Origin of the sequence: Mycobacterium sp. 1482292.6 (genome assembly GCF_001672995.1) — a bacterium.
Classification (GTDB): Bacteria; Actinomycetota; Actinomycetes; order Mycobacteriales; family Mycobacteriaceae; genus Mycobacterium; species Mycobacterium europaeum_A.
This window is the reverse complement of sequence record NZ_LZKV01000091.1, coordinates 135,088-153,632: the sequence shown is the minus strand read 5'-3', so window position 1 is coordinate 153,632 and position 18,545 is coordinate 135,088. Positions and strand designations below refer to the sequence as shown.

12 protein-coding genes are annotated in these 18,545 nt (G+C 65.4%); 2 read left to right on the top strand and 10 right to left on the bottom strand.

The genetic code is table 11. The features are described from left to right. Window positions 1–114 precede the first annotated feature (114 nt). Entirely contained in the window at window positions 115–606 is a 492-nt protein-coding gene (locus A5624_RS09550) for a DUF421 domain-containing protein (protein WP_066865109.1), read from the top strand. Here A5624_RS09550 and A5624_RS09545 read toward each other — a convergent pair. From A5624_RS09545 to A5624_RS28550, 10 genes are all read right to left on the bottom strand, one after another. Continuing rightward, window positions 543–1,541 (bottom strand): NAD(P)/FAD-dependent oxidoreductase, encoded by a 999-nt coding sequence (locus A5624_RS09545; RefSeq protein ID WP_066865106.1) that lies wholly within the window; start codon window positions 1,539–1,541, stop codon window positions 543–545. The two genes, A5624_RS09550 and A5624_RS09545, sit on opposite strands and share 64 nt — an antisense overlap. A gap of 75 nt (window positions 1,542–1,616) precedes the next feature. Next, on the bottom strand, window positions 1,617–2,855 hold the full coding sequence (locus A5624_RS09540; protein ID WP_066865103.1) for a thiolase family protein: 1,239 nt from the start codon (window positions 2,853–2,855) through the stop codon (window positions 1,617–1,619). A 50-nt stretch (window positions 2,856–2,905) separates the two neighbouring features. Then, window positions 2,906–3,421, bottom strand: coding sequence for a YkgB family protein (locus tag A5624_RS09535; RefSeq protein WP_066865101.1), 516 nt, complete (start codon window positions 3,419–3,421; stop codon window positions 2,906–2,908). Window positions 3,422–3,658: 237 nt separating this feature from the next. Then, on the bottom strand, window positions 3,659–4,249 hold the full coding sequence (locus A5624_RS09530; RefSeq protein WP_066865098.1) for a GNAT family N-acetyltransferase: 591 nt from the start codon (window positions 4,247–4,249) through the stop codon (window positions 3,659–3,661). Between the two features lie 384 nt (window positions 4,250–4,633). Further along, window positions 4,634–6,910 (bottom strand): LuxR C-terminal-related transcriptional regulator, encoded by a 2,277-nt coding sequence (locus A5624_RS09525; protein WP_066865095.1) that lies wholly within the window; start codon window positions 6,908–6,910, stop codon window positions 4,634–4,636. A gap of 453 nt (window positions 6,911–7,363) precedes the next feature. Next, window positions 7,364–8,452, bottom strand: a complete 1,089-nt coding sequence (locus A5624_RS09520; RefSeq protein WP_082984743.1) for an alpha/beta fold hydrolase — start codon at window positions 8,450–8,452, stop codon at window positions 7,364–7,366. Between the two features lie 336 nt (window positions 8,453–8,788). Beyond that, the gene (locus A5624_RS09515) at window positions 8,789–11,593 is read right to left on the bottom strand and encodes an AAA family ATPase (protein WP_066865089.1); all 2,805 of its coding nucleotides are present in this window, start codon (window positions 11,591–11,593) and stop codon (window positions 8,789–8,791) included. A gap of 86 nt (window positions 11,594–11,679) precedes the next feature. Beyond that, window positions 11,680–14,487: a LuxR family transcriptional regulator gene (locus tag A5624_RS09510; protein WP_066865085.1), complete on the bottom strand. Its 2,808-nt coding sequence runs from the start codon at window positions 14,485–14,487 to the stop codon at window positions 11,680–11,682. 91 nt (window positions 14,488–14,578) lie between these two features. Then, on the bottom strand, window positions 14,579–17,374 hold the full coding sequence (locus tag A5624_RS09505) for a LuxR family transcriptional regulator (RefSeq protein WP_066865082.1): 2,796 nt from the start codon (window positions 17,372–17,374) through the stop codon (window positions 14,579–14,581). Window positions 17,375–17,587: 213 nt separating this feature from the next. Next, entirely contained in the window at window positions 17,588–17,950 is a 363-nt protein-coding gene (locus A5624_RS28550; protein WP_197505192.1) for a hypothetical protein, read from the bottom strand. Window positions 17,951–18,111: 161 nt separating this feature from the next. Between A5624_RS28550 and A5624_RS28985 the strand changes: the two genes are divergently transcribed. Continuing rightward, the gene (locus tag A5624_RS28985) at window positions 18,112–18,327 is read left to right on the top strand and encodes a hypothetical protein (RefSeq protein ID WP_231998329.1); all 216 of its coding nucleotides are present in this window, start codon (window positions 18,112–18,114) and stop codon (window positions 18,325–18,327) included. The last annotated feature ends 218 nt before the right edge of the window (window positions 18,328–18,545 follow it).

Genomic DNA, 18,545 nt, shown 5'->3' with positions numbered 1-18,545 from the left:
GAGTGGCAACGGTTATCGGCGCCTACACAGTGATTGCCTGATCCAGCAGCGCCGTACCGGCCGGCAGCAAAAGGCGGCAAAAGTCGATGACTCACCCTTGAAACGGAGGCACCCGTGGACCGAATACTTCATGTCCTGATCGGTGACCCGACCGGTGCCGTCGATGCTGCCATCAAAACCTCGGCGCTGTTCCTCACGGCTGCGATCTTGTTTCGCTTCATGGAGCGCCGCACCCTCGCCGAGTTCGCTCCGTTCGACTGGATCGCGGCGGTCGCCGCCGGAGCCATCGTCGGCCGGGCTGCTACCGCCAGCGATACCACGTGGCTCAACGCAACCGCGGCGCTCATTTGTCTTCTCGCCACCCACGCGGTACTAGCGAGACTGCGGTTCATTCCGGGGATTCGGCGTTTCATCGATCCGCCTCTGAAGGTGCTGATCCGCAACGGACACGTCGACCGACGCAACCTGCGTCGGTGCGGGCTAACCATTGCCGACCTCGAAGCTGTGCTACGACAGCACGGGCACGAAAGCTCCGATGGTATTCACCTCGCGGTCTTCGAAGCCAAAGGCGCGATCTCCGTGCTGTTAACGCATGGGACCGGGTGACAGTGCCGTTGGCTCAGCCAGCGCTGGGCATCGAGCGCGGCCGCGCAGCCGCTGGCTGCGGCGGTGACCGCCTGGCGGTAGCGGCGGTCGATCAGGTCACCGGCGGCGAATACGCCCTCCGCGGAGGTACGGGTCGTATCGCCATTCGTCACGATGTGGCCACCGGCATCGAGGTCGACGAGTCCAATCAAGGGACCCGAGCAGGGTTTCTGGCCGACAGCGACGAAAACGGCCGTGACTGCGATGGTGGAATCGCCGGCGTGTCGCGTGTCGCGTATGCGCAGTCCGGTGACATGTTGGGCGCCGTGTACGGCCAGCACTTCGGTGGAGGTCAGGATCGCGACGTTGGGATGTGCTCGCAGGCGAGCGACCGCGATGGCTGATGCCCGTAGTCGGAGGCGATGGTGGATGAGGGTGACGCGGCGGGCCAGCGGCACAAGGTGAAGCGCCTCTTCAACGGCACCGTCGCCGCCGCCGATGACGGCGACGGTGCGACCGGTGAACTGTGCGCCGTCGAGTTTCGCGCTGGTGCTCACTCCGCGGCCGAGGAGCTCACGTTCGCCCGCCACGTTGAGGGGCCGGCCCGCTGAACCCATGGCGAGAATGATTGCGCGGCCGTGGTATTGGGCATCACGCGCGCCGACCGTCTTGAGCGCGCCGCCAAGATCGAATCTGTCGGCGTAGCCGGGGTAGAGCTCGGCGCCGAACTGCTGAGCTTGTCGCCGCATTGTGGCCGCCAGCACGGGACCCGTGACGAATGGCGCGACACCGGGGTAGTTGTCTACCCGCCCGGCAGCTAAGAGCGCACCGCCGGGCTGGCGGCCTTCGATGACCAGGGTGTCCAGTCCGGCCCGAGCCGAATAGATCGCCGCGGTGTATCCGGCTGGACCTGACCCGACAACGATGACATCACGAATCCGGGTTGTATCGGCCATCAATCGGCGTGGGCCCGATCTGGAGTGTCGTGCGTCAAAGCGTGCCCACCTTCGGCGGTGGAGTGTGCACGGCTCCTATTCTGCGCCAACGTTTTCCAAAACCACTGCTACTGCCTGACCAGAACCGATACAGACCCCGATCACCCCATAATGGGCGGCTCGTTCACGCAATTCGGTCGCCAGCGTCAACAAGTAGCGAGTACCCGTAGCCCCGAAGGGATGTCCGATCGCGACCGCACCGCCATTGGGTGTCAGCTTGTCATCGGGCACCACGAAACCGTCCAGCTGGTTTGGCAATTCCCGCAGCACGCCCAGCGCCTGGGCGCTGAACGCCTCGTGCACCTCCCACACGTCGATCTGCTCGGGGCTGAGTCCTGCCCGCCGGATCGCGGCCGGGATCGCCCATGCGGGGGCCACGCCCATAATGAGCGGGTCGATGCCATAGACCGCACTCGATACCACTCGGGCTAACGGCTGAATGCCGAGCTCGCCGGCTCGCTCCCCGGAAGCGATGACCACGGCACTGGCACCATCACTTAAAGGCGAGGAGTTGGCCGCCGTCATTTGAGTCGTTCCGGGCTGGGCCGGTAAAGCCGCCAGCGCCTCGGCGGTGGTGTCATCGCGGATGAACTCATCATGTTCTGCCAGCCGGGCAGGTGTCTTTTTTGTCGCCGGAATCGGCACGGACATAATCTCTTTGGCTAGCCGTCCTCGATCACGCGCAGCCTTGGCATGTTGCTGGGACCGCAGCGCGAAGGCATCGATCTCCTCGCGGTCCAGTGAGTAGCGGTCGGCAACATTTTGCGCGGTCTCGATCATGCTGATGTAAGCGTTGCGGGCCAACAAAACCGGGTTGGGCGGTCCTCCAGCGCCGCTCCACATGGTGTCGAGCATGAGGACCGGACCCCGGGGACTGAACGCTGCGTCGCCCTTCATCAGCGCCCACCCCGATCGCGACATCGACTCGACTCCACAGGCGATGCCCAGGCCGAGGTCGCCGGCTTTGATCGCGTGGCTAATGGTCACCGCCGCGGTCAGTGATGATCCGCAAAATCTATTCACGGTGGCCCCGGCCGCGGTGTCAGGAAATCCGGCAGCCAGTGCCGCCCACCGGGCGACATCGCCCATGCCTTCGTGAGCAGGGTTCACGCAACCCGCTACGATGTCTTCCACGGCATTGAGCGGCACACCGAGCCGGTCGCACGCGCCCTTCATCGTCATACCCAGCAAGTCATCGGCCCGAGTACCCGACAGTGTGCCCCCATAGCGGGTGAACGGGGTTCGTACGCCACCCAAAACATAAGCCTCAGTCATCGCTACCCTTTTTCCGCATGCATAGCGCGCAACTTCATCAGCGTGAGGTGTCAGCCCGTTTTGGCGAGCGTCGCCTGTCTGCGGGTTGCGTCAATCGCGTCCACCAGCAGCCACAGCGCTAAGCCGAAGAGCGCGATGTCCTTCATCAAGAATTCCCCGTCGGCGGACAAAACGGGGAAGCCACCAGCAGACGCCTCGCCGACCCCGGGGGTCGTGATCATGAAGCTCAGCGTGGTCACGAAGAACAGCGAGGCGAAGGCGCCGCCTACCACGGAAACCCTGGGGAACCATGGCTTGACGGCCAGCAGTGCCGCAGTGATCAATTCTATTGATCCGTTCAATCGACCAAACGCATCGATCGAAATGATCTCGTAGATCCAACCCAAGAAGGGGCTGTTGGCCACCCAATGCGAAATACCTTGGGATTCATAGTGAGTAAATTTCATGGCGCCGAACCAGGCCAGGACTATAACCAGACCATAGCGTGCGACAAGAGGCGCAATGTCGGTCGCTCGAGACTTTCCTGGCCCATCAGTCATCACGGCGGTGGCCTCACTCTGCGACATGTGGTCTCCGTTCTTTGTGTATGCGTTTCACCGCGTGGCTGTCGACACGGTGATCCGGGCAGTTTCGGTTGCGGCTCAGATCAGCGACAAGGATCTCTGGGCAGAGGGTGAGTTGTCGTCATCCACCGGTGCAATTCACCCGGGTGAGACGGCGATAGCCGCTGTGCGGCAGAATCGTTAGCCAGGTAGCGACATCGACCGGCAACGGGTTACGCTACGACATCCTTCCGTCCGTGTTCATCCCGCGCACGCCGGCTCCGGTAGGTCCAGGTCGGCCTTCGTCAGACGGTAGACCTGTAGCGTGAGGTTGTAGTACTTGTCGGTCTCGCCGACCCAATCCATTCCTACCCGTCGGGCGGTAGCCACACCACGGCGATTGTCCGGCCGCACGACTGCGAAGACCTCGCTGACACCGAGGTTTTCGAATGCCTGATGGGCGACCGCGTGACCCGCTTCCGCGCCATACCCGTGGCCCCAGGCCTGCGGAGACAGCTGCCACCCGATTTCTAGATCCGTGCCGCCCGGCGGCAATGGAAGCAGGGCCACGCCCCCGATCACGTCGCCGGAGTCTCTGTCGGTGATCGCCCATCGGCCCAACGGCAGCCCGGTCGGGTCGCTTTCAGCGATCCACGCCGCCAGGACGCGTCGCATTTCGGTCCCATCGACGATGGGGGACAAGGCCGGACACAGCCAACGCATCACTTCGGGCGCACCGTATATGGCATGAGCCGCGACATCGTCATCGAGCCGCCATGGCCGTAACGTCAGCCGGGGGGTGGTGATGCGCCGCGTGTCGGCGTCCGATTCAACGTGACGATGCGCAACCATTCGGCTCCTAGCGTTGTCTGCACGTAGTTGGTATGGCACCCAAAAGTCATCGACGTCTTCTGCACTGATCACCCAGTGCTCAGCAGCGATGGCCTCCATGTGACCACGAAGTCCTTGTTGGCGTTACTTATCGGTTCCACGTAGTGGTCCGGGCTCGCGGTTGTCCCGAGACGGATTGCCTTGTAATCACATGTCCTCCGTCATTGCGTTCTTCGCAGAGCTGTGTGCTTACCCAGCCCGGAACAACCCGTTGATCCGAAGCTCTTGCCCGGCAGGTCGATGGCAAGCAATATTCTCAGCATGACCCGAAACCGATTCAGCTGTCATCACCCTCACCACCTTTCACCCGGGTGAGGTTAGGCCGACAGCCACGAGGCATGCCAACTACAAAAGGCCGAGTTCTCGCGCCCGGCTCACCGCCGCGCCACGGTGCTCGACGCGCAGCTTGCGGTACACGGCGCGCTGGTGGGTCTTCACGGTATTGAGCGAGACGTACAGCCGCTCACCGATTTCACGTCGCGACAACCGGGTGGCGAGCAGGCGAAGAACCTCAAGCTCCTTGGGGGTCAGTTCCTCACCGGCAACGCAACTCTCATTGCGCGAACTCGCCGCGACGCCCGCACTCCGCTGGGCCCCTGCGAGCAGCGTCGGGGCGATGCCGGCATCAGCGCAACCGCATACCAGCGTCGCGACCTCTTCGAGACTCGCCTTTGCGTTCTGGTGGTCGCCGAGGTCCTCGAAGATCTCCGCTGTGATCAACAGCGCCTTAGCCACCTCGAGGATTGCTCCGCCTTGGCGCGCCGACTTGACGGCCATGTCGGCGGCAGGCGCCGCTGCGTTCGCCTCACCGCGCAGACGAAGGACTTTGGCCGTGGCAAGCGACACCACCACGTCCACGAGGTGTTCCGCATCCGCGAGATCGCGGGAGCTGCCGGAAGCCCGACGGATTTGACGTTCGGCGTCCGCAAGCCGGCCATGCTCGGCCGAAATCAGCGCCAGATAACCCAACGCGTAGATGCGGGCGCGACGATCGCCCACCTTTTCGGCCAGCTCTACGGTGCGCCGGAAGGCGGCTTGCGCCTCGGGGGTATTGCCCGAAAAGTACAGTGCGGCACCATAGATGCAGTAGGCGCTTGATCGGCCGAGCGGCGCTTCGCCGAGATCGAGGGTGATTGCCCGGCGCGCTGTCTCAAGCGCCCCGGTGATGTCGGCCGTCTTGAACGAGTGAATCGCGCGCAACACGACGACTTGAGCGCTGAGAGCGCGACCATCTGCGGTGTCGGCCGCGGATCGGGTTTCGACTGCCTCGATCCACTCGGCGGCGTCATCGAGTTGACCGACGCTCAAGGCGATCCAGGCCCGGGCCACGCTCAGCCGCGGATCCTGTATGACCGTCTCCTCGGGAAGCAGATCGAGATAGCCGGAGATGGTCGATACGCCTCCCCCGTTGAATTCGTCGACCCAGTCCGCGGCGATCAGGTCAGCACTGCGCGCGATGTCACCGGCCGCGAGCAGGTGACGCACCGCCTCATCGATGAGCCCCTCGGCCTCGAACCACGTCGCGGCTCGCCGGTGCAGATCGGCGACGAGATCGGGCTCGGTGCGGCGCAACTCGGTGTGCAGCAACTCTCCGAATAGCTGGTGATAGCGGTACCAGTGACGCGACGTGTCCAATGGCACCACAAACAGGTTTTCGCGCTCGATCTTCTGCAAGACCGAGGCCGAGCCAGACGTCTGCAGCACCGCGTCGCACAGCGCACCGCTTAGTCGTCCCAAGACCGACGTCCGTAGCAAAAAGCTGCGCAGCTGCGGCGGCTGACCGTCGAGCACTTCGGCCATCAAGTAATCGACGATATGACGGTTATCGCCTGCGAACGTCCTGATGAACGTGGCGGTATCGGCACGCCCGGCAAGCGAGAGGGCGGCAAGGTAGAGACCGGCGACCCACCCTTCAGTGCGGCGGTGCAACAATTGAATATCTCTGGGGGCCAAGCCCAGCCCGAGTACATCGTTCAGCAGATGGTCCGCCTCAATCGGCCCGAAACGTAAATCGTCGGTTCGCACCTCGGCAAGCTCGCCGCTGGCCCTCAGCCGAGCCAACGGCAACATCGGATCGGACCGGGTGGCCAATACCAGGTGAAGATTCGCCGGCATCCGGCTGATGAAGAACGCAAGCTGCTCATGCGCCGCTCGACCTACCACCAGATGGTAGTCATCTAGAATGAGCACGACCGGGTTGGCGATTGTGTCCAGATCATTCAGCAGGGTAGGCAGTACGACCTGCACTGGGTCGGCGCCCATCGCTAGGAGTTCGACCGCGCGAATCCCTATCCCGGGACTGACCTTCTGCAGCGCGGCGACCACGTACATCCAAAACCACACCGGGTCGTTGTCGGAGGAGTCAAGCGACAGCCAGGCGAACCGCTCGTCCTCGCCCGCGCCCAAAGCCCACTGCGCCAGCAATGTCGTCTTGCCCCAGCCTGCCGGCGCACTCAGTAGGGTCAGCTTGCGGCGGCGTCCCGCCGATAGTGCGTCCAGCAGGGCGCCCCGGTGAACGAGTTGCGCGCCGATGGCAGGGACGTGCAGCTTGGTGGCGAGCAGAACTGCTCGCGCAGCGGCTTCTCCGACGCCGTTGTCGCTGCGCCCAGCTGAGCCGCTCATGCCCGAACTCCGCCACTCCGTTGAATCCAGCAGCCGGGCGGGAAAACTCGGTGTTGAGGCGCCTTGGGTGGACGCTGGCGGGTCGGCATCCCGATTGTTTCTTGCAGGGTCGGCCGGTCTCGTTCTGCCCGGCAATTGCGGTGACCCTATTGAATCAGATGCGTTCTCCGCGATTAACTCCTGCGCCCGCCGGCGATGCCCGTTTGGGTTGGGGGACCGGCATCCCGCCAGCGGCCCAATGATTTTCTCGTGAGTCGTGCTCACGCTTTGCCCGCTCACCGTATTTCTCCTCGTTGGCAATTCAGAACTCAATGACTACGTTGGCAGCGCGGGCACCGCCTGACCATCGCCCCACGGGTGATCTTTAGGGTCGGGTGGGTGTATGCCTAGTGGCCCTGATCGCGCAACTGCCCGCGAAGACTCCGCGTAAAGCGGAGGCACCGTCTAACCGGGTCATGACACTCGGTCCTCGACTTCGACGGGTGATGCCGTAAATGCCGAATCGCAATGGTCGATGCGGAAGTCGCCGCCTAGCGGCTTTTCCGACGCCGTGGACGCACCGGGGTCATAGTGACACCCAGCCGCAAGAGCTGGGCTGGTGTCGGCGATGGCGGAGCTGATGGCTCCGGTGACCACCTGCGGGATTTCATGCAAGAGCGTGTGCCCTGCGGTCGGCCGGTGGATGAGCGTCGCCCCGGGGATACCGTCGGCCAGCTCGCGGGCGTGCCACATTGGCGTGAGCTTGTCCGCTCCTCCGCTGATGATGGTTGTTTTGGCCGTGATAGAGCTCAGGGTCGTCGAGCAGTCGTACTCTTTCAGACCGCGTAGGAAGCCGACTTTGGTCGTCGACGGGGTGGCGTTGACGGCGGCCGCGGACATAGTGACCAACGATTTCGGGGCAGCTTCACCGTATCCGCCAAACCTGGTCAGTGCCGCGCAAACCGGCCGGACGAGGAATTGAACGACCTCATCCGTACCCGCGCGAGGCATGCGGTGCACGAGGTGGTAGAGCATGCTTGTCGCGGGGGTGCTCAGCAGTCGGCCGAGGCCGTGCGAGGCGAGATTTCCCGCAGCGGTCGCGACGAGAACAAGGCTCTCCGGCTCAACGGGACGTTTGCCGGCCGGCTGGCGGAGATAGGCTAAGGCCGTCATACCACCCATCGAGTGCCCTACCAGGGTGAGAGCGCCCGCAACGCCAAGCGCGACCAGCAACTCGGCGAGGTCGTCGGCGAGTCGGCCGATCCGGTACGTGTGCATTGACGCATTGCCGGATTCGCCGTGACCACGGTGGTCGTAACTGATGATCCGGATGTCGTTGCCCCAGCGACGGATCAGCTGCGCCATCTGGATATTCCACGATTCCTTGTTCAAGCAAAAGCCGTGGAGAAGTACGACTGTGTGGCCAGCAGCGGGAGATCCCCAGTCACGAACGGACAGCGGGACGCCATCGCTCGTGGTGACTGTGCGCTCGCAGGCCGGCGATCGGCGTGTGCCGGGCGTTCGTCTACGGCCGCAACGCGATGGCGACCCTTGTGGCGTCATCGCTTTGTCACTGACATTGCCATCGAGATGTGCAGTCCGACTTGCTGTTTCTGGCGCGACCGGCGGTCATCGGGACACCATGGTGTACCCGGCGACACCGAACGCGACTGGCACCATCGCCAGCATTCCAAGCGCCGCATTCAACATTGTTCGCTCTTTCCCTTGTGCGCTCACCGGCATGGTGTGTGGCCTGGCAGGCCCGTCGCTTTGGGTGAGAATGTGATTAGTTGTCGAGTACTACGGTCGTCGGGCAGGCAGCGGAAAACCATCGCCCAAGGGATGATCTTGAGGGCCGGATGGATGTAGTACTAGGCGGCCCCGTATTTGACGTGTCGGTCAATCAGAGCCGCGCATCAGCTGCGCCAATTCGGCGCGGGAAGTGATCCCCAGTTTGGCAAATGCGTTGTGTACGTGGGTCTTCACTGTGTGGGGGGAGAGGTGCAGTTGCTGCGCGACGGAGCGGTTGGTCGCGCCCTGGGCGATGAGGTTGATGACCGTGAGTTCGGAATCGGTGAGGCTGTCCCAGCCCGTTCGCGCCCGCGTGTGCGTGACGATGCGCCGTTCGACGCCTAATCGGCGCAGCGCGCGGCCGACCCGGCGGGCGTCGGCGAGCGCTTCGGATTCCGCGAACGTGTCGAATGCTTGATTGAGACTTTCAATCGCCTCCGCATCGCGTCCGGCGCGTGCTAGTTCATCAGCGGCGTCCTCGGCGGCACCGGCGTAAAGAAGCGGACGCCACGTCTCCAACGCGTTGGCCGCTTCCAACAGCGCATCGGCGTCACCATCCAAGATTCCGCGGGCCTGCCGAGCGACCGCCGCGAACAACGCCACTCCGGGGCGCTCGCGTTCCAGCACCTCGACGCTCTGCAGCACCCGCGCGCGTAGCCCGGCGTCGCCGGCCACTGACGCCACCCGCGACATCAAGATGACTTGGTCGAACACGTTAGGCCATAGCGGTGTGATGACACGCGTGTTCTGGCGCCCAAGCCAGCGCACCGCATCGTGAACGTCGCCGCGGTGCCACGCGGCAAGCGCGACCACGTAGGCCGCGCCGCAGGACAACAAGGGTGAGGTGCTGGGATACAGGACCAGAGCCTCAGACACTAGGTCTTGCAATAACATTCGGTCACCTGTTCGCGCGGCGACCTCAGCCAGAACGAGCATGCGCTCAATGTTGACCTCGGTACTGTTCGCCCATTCGCGCCGGGGCAGCGCCTCGATGGTGCCGCGCGCCGCGACCAGACGACCCGCCGCCACATGAACCATCCCGCCCAGGTGGGTCCAGCCGGGAAGCGCCATCGCGTTGCGCTCGCGATGTGCTTTCTCGGTGCCCTCGGCAACCTGCGCGCTGGCGTCCGCCAAGCTGCCCGTGCAAACAATCAGGCCTACGCGCCGCTTGGCCGCGTATATGCCGCCGAAGGTAGCCTCACCGCTGCGCGTCATGGCTTCTACCTCGTCCATGCGCTGAAGCGCGCGCACCGCATAACCGTCCTGATAGTCAATCAGGGCAAGCGCGGTGTCGCTGACGATCCGGGCCTCCAAATCACCCGTCGCCGTGGCCGCGGCCGCGGCCACACCCGCTGCCGAGGCGTCCGTATACAGACCGTTGACCACCTCGAAGTAGGCCACCCACGCTTGATGGCGCGCCCTGGTGACGTCGTTGATGCCGACCAATTGCAGCGCGCGACGGAGCTCGGCAATGCGTTGCTCCGGGTCCTCGGTGCCCGCGGCCACCTGCAGCCGAATCTCTGCTTCGTCGTCTTGCGACAGCTGCGTTGCGAGCGCCCTGTCGGCAAGCGCCTGGGCCTCGTCATACCGGGTCGCCCGATTCAGCCACTCCACCGTGTCGGCGACGAGCGACCCGTAGCTTCCGTCGTGGGCGGGCAATAGGTCCAATGCGCGCTTGCTCAAGTCGGCGGCCGCACTCGCATCGCCACGACCAACCGCTTGCGTGGCTTGCCGCAGCGCATCGATCGCCTCCCGGTCTCCCGGCTCGGCGCTGCGTGCCAGCTGGGTGGCCACCTCCGCCGGGGCCGCGCCCATACTCAGCATGACCGACGCCGCTTGGCGCTCCATTGCCCGCCGCAACGACTGCGGCAAGGACTGGCGGGTGGCCTCACGCAGCAAGTCATGTCGAAACCTCAGCCGCACATCATCTTCCACGAGCAGATCCGCGCGCACCGCCTCCTCGAGCGCTGACAGCAACGATGCCGGCTGGCGTTCCAGCATCGCGGCCAACAGTCGGGCCGAAAACCGGTCGGGCAACACCGCGGCCACTCGCACCACCTCTGACGCGTCGCCGGAGAGTAGGTCCAGCCGCTGGTGCATCGTTGAGCCCAGACGCCGCGGTAGCGCGTCGCCGGTGGCCAGCACCCGCCCGCCGCTGACCTTCAGTCGGCCTTCCTCTCCAAGCCCCCCGAGCAACTCGCTGACCAGAAACGGATTTCCGTGCGCCTTGGCTGCCAGATTCAATAGCGACACATCGGCTTTCGCCCGTACGGCGTCTTGGACCATGTCCGCGACCGCGTCCGCCGTCATCGCGCCCACCTGCATAACCACCGCCCCCGCGCGTTGCAGCACCGACAGCGTCTCTTGCACCGCCGGCGCGCCGGCCCCGGTGCGGGCAGTCAACACCCACAACACCGGTGCACCCGGCAGCACGGCGGCCAGCGACCGCAGCGCCAACAGAGTGGCGTTGTCGGCCCAGTGGACGTCCTCCAAAAGGATCGCCAGCGGGGTCTGCACGGCTGCTGTATGAATGGCGCCGGCCAAATCGTGCACCACCCAGTAGCGGAGATCGGCCGACGTGCCCAAGCGACGCAAAGCCTCCGCATCACCGACAGGGGGCTCCGCGCGCAGGGTCGCCATGAACAGCGAGAAGAACGGCACCGTCTGCTGATACTCGAATGCCTCGCCGAACAGTGCCCGAACGCCGGCCTTCTCAGCGAGCGCCAGGACCTCGGTGAGCAACCGACTCTTGCCGATGCCGGGCGGGCCCTCGATGACCAGCACCCCCCCACGCCCTTGGGCCACCGCGGTAACCAGTGCGCCGATCTTGTTCAGCTCGTTTATCCGCCCCCGAATCGGCGGGGTGACCAGCCGCTGGCCGCCGACATCAAATAAGCCGGTTGAAGGCCCCACGGGTTCCCTGTCTTCCGTCTAGCGGACTGGCGCTGCAGTGCACGTCATTCTAGGCCGCGCATGTCAAGTACCCGATGCGCTGTCGATCAGTCAGCGCCTCGCATGAGCTGCGCCAATTGGGCGCGGGAAGTAATGCCGAGCTTGGCAAACGCATTGCGCACGTGGGTCTTCACGGTGTGGGGGGAGAGGTGCAGTTGCTGTGCAACGGAGCGGTTGGTCGCGCCTTCGGCGATGAGGTGGACGACGGTGAGTTCAGAGTGGGTGAGGCTGTCCCAGCCCGTTTTTGCTCGCGGGTGGTTGACGATTCGCCGTTCCACGCCCAACTCGCGCAGCGCGCGGCCTACCCGACGGGCATCGGCGGTCGCCCCGCACTCGATGTAGGCGTCGAATGCCGCGTTCAGCTGATCGAGCGCCTCAGCGTTGCGCTGTGAGCAACTCAACTCACCGCCGGCGTCCTCGGCGGCGCTGGCATATAGAAGCGGCCGCGGCGATGTGCGAAGCGACTCCGCAACAGCCACCAACGCCAGGGCATCGTGTTCGAGGATCGCGCGGGCATAGCCGGCCACCGCCGCGAACAGCGGCACTTTGGGCCGCTCACGATCAAGCACCTCGGTGGCTTGCAGGACCCGGGCGCGCAAGCCCGCATCACCGGCGGCCGAGGCCACCCGCGCACCCAAGATCAGTCGAACCAATGCGTGGGGGAAAAACGGTGTCGCCAGCAGGATGACGTCGCCGAGCCACCGCATCGCGTCGTGAATGTCGTCGCGCTGCCACGCCGCCCGCGCGAGCACATACGCCGATCCCCGACGTATGCCGGCGGAGCCGGCAGAGTGGGCTTCGCGGGCGTCATTGGCCATTTGTTGCAGCAAGTTCCGGTCATCGGTGTGTGCCGCCACCTCGGCGAGAATCACTGTGCGAAGTACGTCGTGTTCGGTGGCCCCCGTCCGCTGAGGTGGCGCAAGGCATTCCGTCGCGTCGCGGGCGGCCGACAGCCGGCCCGCAGCGAGGTGCACGAGCCCATTGAAGACGGCCCACAGAGAGAGGGCCATCGCGTTGCCTTCCCGGCTGGCTTGCTCAATCCCGTCGGCGACCTGGGCCGTGGCGTCGTCCAACCGGCCGACCACTGCCAGCAGGTTTGCGTTGTACATTCCGGCGTAGGCGTGCGCCAACGCCGTTTCATTCGTGTGGGCGAGCGCACCAAGCTCTTCGAAACGGCGTAGTGCGCGGGAGGTGTATCCCTCACCGGCATCGAGCAAAGCGTGGGTGACGCCGGCCATGATCGTGGCCTCGAAATCACCCGTGACCGCCGCGGCCGAGGAAGCCTCGTCGGCGGCCTCGCGCCGTTGCCCACCTTCGTCGAACACCAGGTTGTACGCCAGCCACGCCAGATGTCGTGCCCGGGTGACCTCGCTCAGCCCGGTCAACTCGAGCGCCCGACGATTCTCCTCCACCCGCCGCTGGTCAGTGTGCTTGGTGTGCACCGGAAGCCGGAGACGGATCTCGGCCTCCACTTCGGGCGACGCCGCCTCCGCGAGCGCCATGTCGGCCAATTCTTCGGCCTCGCCATAGCGGCCGGCCCGGTTGAGCCACTCCACCGTTTCCGCGACCAGGAATCCATGGTCAGCGTCATCGGCGGGCAACAGCGCCAACGCGCGCCTGCTCAAATCCGCGGCCGCGCTCGCATCGCCACGGCCAACCGCTTGCGTGGCTCGGCGCAGTGCCTCGATCGCCTCCCGGTCTCCCGGCTCGGCGCTGCGTGCCAGTTGGGTGGCCACCTCGGCCGGCGCCGCGCCCATCCCCAGCATGACCGACGCCGACTGGCGCTCCATCGCCCGCCGCAACGACTGCGGCAAGGACTGGCGGGTGGCCTCGCGCAACAAGTCGTGGCGAAATCTCAACTGCTCACCGTCTTCAATGAAAAGATCCGCGCGCACGGCCTCCTCGAGCGCCGACAGCAGCGACGTCGGCGATCGTTCCAGCATCGCGGCCAGCAAGCCGGCCGAGAACCGGTCCGGCAGCACCGCGGCCACCCGGACCGCCTCTGAGGCACCTTCGGAGAGCAGATCGAGTCGTTGATGCATGCTGGCGCGCAGACGCCGCGGAAGCTCATGTCCGGTGGCCACCGCGCGCCCACCGCTAACGTTCAGTCGGTCCTCCTCTCCCAGCCCCCCGACAAGCTCACTGACCAAAAACGGATTTCCGTGCGCCTTGGCGGCCAGATTCAGCAGCGACACATCGGCTTTCGCGCGCACGGCGTCGCACACCATGTCGGCGACCGCATCCGGCGTCATGGCCCCCAATCGCAAAAATGTGGCATTCGCGCGTTGCAGCACCGAAAACGTCTCTTGCACCGCTGGCCCGCCGGCCCCGGTGCGGGCAGTCAAGACCCATAGCACTGACGCATCCGGCCGCGCGGTGGTGAGCGACCGCAGCGCCAACAGCGTGCCGTTATCGGCCCAGTGAACGTCCTCCAGCACAATCACCAGCGGCGTTGCCGCGGCCGCGGCATGAATCGCGTCCGCTAAATCGTGCACCACCCAGTAGCGCAGGTCGGCCGAGCCGCCTAGTCGGCGCAACGCCTCGGCGTCTCCCACCGGGGGATCGGCGTTCAGGGTGGCCATGAACAGCGAGAAAAACGGCACCGTCTGCTGATACTCGAACGCCTCACCGAACAAGCTGCGCACCCCGCACTTGTCGGCCAGCACCAACACCTCGGTCAGCAACCGACTCTTGCCGATGCCGGGCGGCCCTTCGATGACCAGCACGCCGCCACGCCCCTGGGCCACCGCGGCAACCAGTGCGCCGATCATTTTCAACTCGTCTGCCCGCCCCCGAATCGGCGGAGTGACCAGGGCCGGGCCGCCGAAGCCAAATAAGCCGGTTGGAGGCCCCATCGGGTGTGTGTCCTATCTACCGTTTACGGGACTGCCATGCAGTGCACGTCATTGTAGGCCCGCACAGGTGATCTATCCGTTTTGCTGTGGGTCAATCAGCGCCGCGCATCAGCTGCGCCAATTGGGCGCGGGAAGTGATGCCGAGCTTCGCGAATGCGTTGTGGACGTGGGTCTTCACCGTGTGGGGGGAGAGGTGCAGCTCGGTAGCGACGTCGCGGTTGGTCGCGCCTTGTGCGATGAGGTTGATGACCGTGAGTTCAGAGTCGGTGAGGCTGTCCCAGCCCGTTTTTGCGCGTGGGTGGGTGACGATGCGCCGTTCCACGCCTAATAGGCGCAGCGCGCGACCGACCCGGCGGGCATCCGCGGCCGCCCCGCACTCGATGTAGGTGTCGAAGGCTGCGTTCAGATGGTCGAGCGAATCAGCTTTGCGCTGTGCGCGACTCAGCTCGCCGCCCGCGTCCTCGGCGGCGCCAGCGTAAAGAAGCGGCCGCGACGATGATTGGAGCAACTCGGCGGCAACCACCAATGCCTGGGCGTCACGCTCGAGGATGCCGCGAATGTGTCGGGCGACTGTGGAGAACAACGGAACCCCCCACGGCTCGTGTTCGAGCACGTCGACGGCGTCCAGGAGGCGCGCGCGCAAGCCTGCATCACCGGCGGCTGACGCTACCCGCGCGGTCAAGGTCAGCTGATCCAGGACGGTCGGCAAGAACGGTGTCATGAGTAGCGAGATATCGTCGCCGAGCCAGCGAACCGCTTCATGAACGTCGTCGCGCTGCCACGCCGCCAGCCCTAGCGCGCACGCCGCCCCGCGGCGTACGGCGGGTGAACCGTTGGAGTACGCGTCGCGCGCCTCATTCATGGTCTCTACCAACAACGTTCGGTCGTCGGTGCGCGCCGCCACCTCCGCCAGGGTGAACAAGCGCATAGCGTTTACAAAAGTCGACCCCGGTCGCTCCGGCTTCGGCAGCCGCTCGGTGGTGACGCGGGCCGCTGACAGCCGGCCCGCGGCCGCCTCCACCACCCCCGCCATCAGGGCCCAGATGTGGAGCGCCATGCCGTCGCGTTCCTTCTGGGATGTTTCTGTGCCGTCCGCGACCAGCACCGCCGCATCTTCCAGCCGTCCGACCACAGCGAGCAGGTTTGCCAGGTGGCACCCGGCGAGGTTATGAGTCGTCATATCGCCCGCGGGGGGCAGGGCCTGGAGTTCCTCAACGCGGTGCAGAGCGCGGGCCGCGTACCCGTTCGAGCAGTCGAGGTAGGCGAGTGCAACTCCGGACAGAATCCTCGACTCCAGATCGCCGGTGGATGCGGCGGCGACCGCCGCCTCGTTGGCTGCCGCGCTGTCCTGTCCGTGTTGGCCGTACATCGTCAGGTTGTACGCCAGCCATGCCCGATGTCGCGCCTGGGTGACGTCGCTGAGGTCGGGCAACTGAAGTGCGCGGCGGTTCTCTTGGATGTGTCGCGCGGTCGTATCTGTGATTGCCGTCCGAAGCCGGAGGAGGATCTTGGCCTCTTCTTCGGGCTCCAGCTCGGCGGACAGGGTGGTGCTCGCCAACCGTTGCGCCTCCTCGTAACGTGTGGCCCGGTTGAGCAGCACGATCGTTTCCGCCACGAGCGGCCCACGTCCTGGATCTTGGGGTGGCTGGAGTTCCAAGGCGCGCATGCTCAGATCCGCCGCAGCGTCGGGATCGCTGTTGGCCACCGACTGTGCGGCTTCGCGGAGTGCGGCAACCGCGACCTGATCGCCCACCTCAGCGCTGCGGCCGAGCTGGGTTGCCACCTCCTCGGGCGCTGCCCCCATGTCCAGCATGACGGTCGCCGATTGCCGTTCCATCGCTCGGCGCAGCGATTGGGGCAGCGACTGCCGCGTCGCTTCGCGCAGCAGATCGTGACGAAACCTCATCTGATCGCCGTCGTCGGTGAGGAAGTCGGCGTGGACTGCCTCTTCCACCGCCGATACCAGGGCGGCCGGTCGGCGTTCCAGCATCGCGGCGAGCAGCCGGGCCGAGAATCGGTCAGGCAGCACAGCGGCGACTCGCACGACCTGGCTCGCGGCGTGCGAGAGCTGGTCGAGTCGTTGCTGCATAGTGTCGCTGAGTCGCCGCGGCAACGTTTCTCCGGTGGCGACCGCGCGGCCGCCGCTGACGTCGAGCCGGCCCTCCTCGTCCAGTCCTCGCAGCAGCTCCGTCAGCAGGAACGGGTTGCCGTGCGCCTTGTCGGCCAGAGTCAGGAGCGACGCATCCGCGTTGGCCCGCACGGCGTCCTGCACTATGTCCGCGACGGCGCTCGGTGTCATCGCCGTCAACCGCAGAAACCTGGCATCCTCACGTTCCAGCGCGGTAAGCGTCTCGCGAACGGCCGGCCCGCCGGCGCCGGTTCGTGCGGTGAGCACCCACAGCACCGGGGCGTCGGGACGTGTCGCGGCCAGCGATCGCAGCGCCACCAGGGTGGCGTTATCGGCCCAGTGGATGTCCTCGAGGAGGATCACCAAGGGTATTCGGGACGCGGCCGCATGAATGGCGGCTTGCAGATCGCGCACCACCCAGTAGCGGAGATCGGCCGACGTGCCCAAGCGGCGCAATGCCTCCGCATCACCGACGGGGGGATCCGCGCGCAGCGTCGCCATGAACAGCGAGAAAAATGGCACCGTCTGCTGGTATTCGAACGCCTCGCCGAATAGTGCCCGCACACCGGCCTTCTCGGCGAGCGCCAAGACCTCGGTGAGCAACCGACTCTTGCCGATGCCGGGCGGCCCCTCGATGACCAGTACGCCGCCGCGCCCCTGAGCGAGCGCCGCGATCTGCGTGCCGATCACCTTCAGCTCGACTGCACGCCCGCGAATCGGCGGTGTGCGGGCCTTCCCCGACGCCCTCGCGGTGTTCACGCGAAACGCCGCCCACCGAAGTGAAGTAGGCGGGGGGAAGACTTCCAACCTATGTAATCCACAGTTCTCGCCACCGTTAGCGCTGGCAGTCAGTGTAGGCGAGCTTCTCCGCCCCGTTTGGTGAACTGCCATTCGGTTGCATCAGATGCGTCCTCACCGGATACCTGCGGCCGACGCCGGCGGTGCCGGTTGGGCCGGCAGGCCCGGGGTGCTTCATCCCCTGGTGCTCGAAACACTCGCCGAATCGCCCGGGTGAATCAGTTCGCCGGGTGATGACCACTCATCCCACATCGGTTGATCCTCGCTCAACAGATGGATGGCGAGCGACGGTACGTGGAGCCGGCCATGTTTTTCGGATCTGCGTTCGGGGCCGCTTAAGTGAGCCACGCCTCGCGATGACGTGGACGACTTGGCTGCGTTGAGCACCACCGAACGCCATCGCCACAAATGGGAGAAACCACATGAAGCCTCGCCAATTTCAACGATCGCCAGCTGAATACGGCGGCGGCGCCGCGCGATCACCATGGCTGCCGCATCGAATGCGTGATGCCGCCGCCTTTGCACGGCGTTGGGCATATCGGAAGGGAGAAGGCGCGAGGGACGCCGTCCCGGCGATCGAGGATCAACTTCACGCGCTGCAGCCCGTCTGCAGTGCCCAGCGGGTGTCGACCGGCATTACGTGCGGTGCACCGGCGGTGACGGTCGCCGAGATACACGCCATTGACGGATGCGACCAGATGGGGCTGAGCCCAGACGGCGACCTCGTCGAGACGCTCTGCCAGGCCTGCCTGTCCACTCTGCAATGGGCGATGGCGACCTACGTGGGCGAGAAGCGCGAGATGGCGTCCCGATGCGGCGCCCACCCGGCGTGCACTACCTGCGGGCGTCCCACTGGATACCTGGGCAGTGTCTTCACTGTGCGCCCGATCGGGCTCGAGGGGCTGGCACCATGACCCGACGGCTACGCGTTGCCTTCCTGTTTGCGGCCGTGGTTTCCGGTGATTACGCGGTCCTCACGTTGATCAATGGGCAGCCAATCGATTTCGGTGTCACCGCCGCCATTTGTACGGGCTCCTTGGTCGCGGCCGGGCTGATCGCCTACGCGGGCAGGCGACGCCGCGAGGCGATGGCGCGGGGACGAGCGGCCGTCTGGGAGCGCCGTGACCGGCAG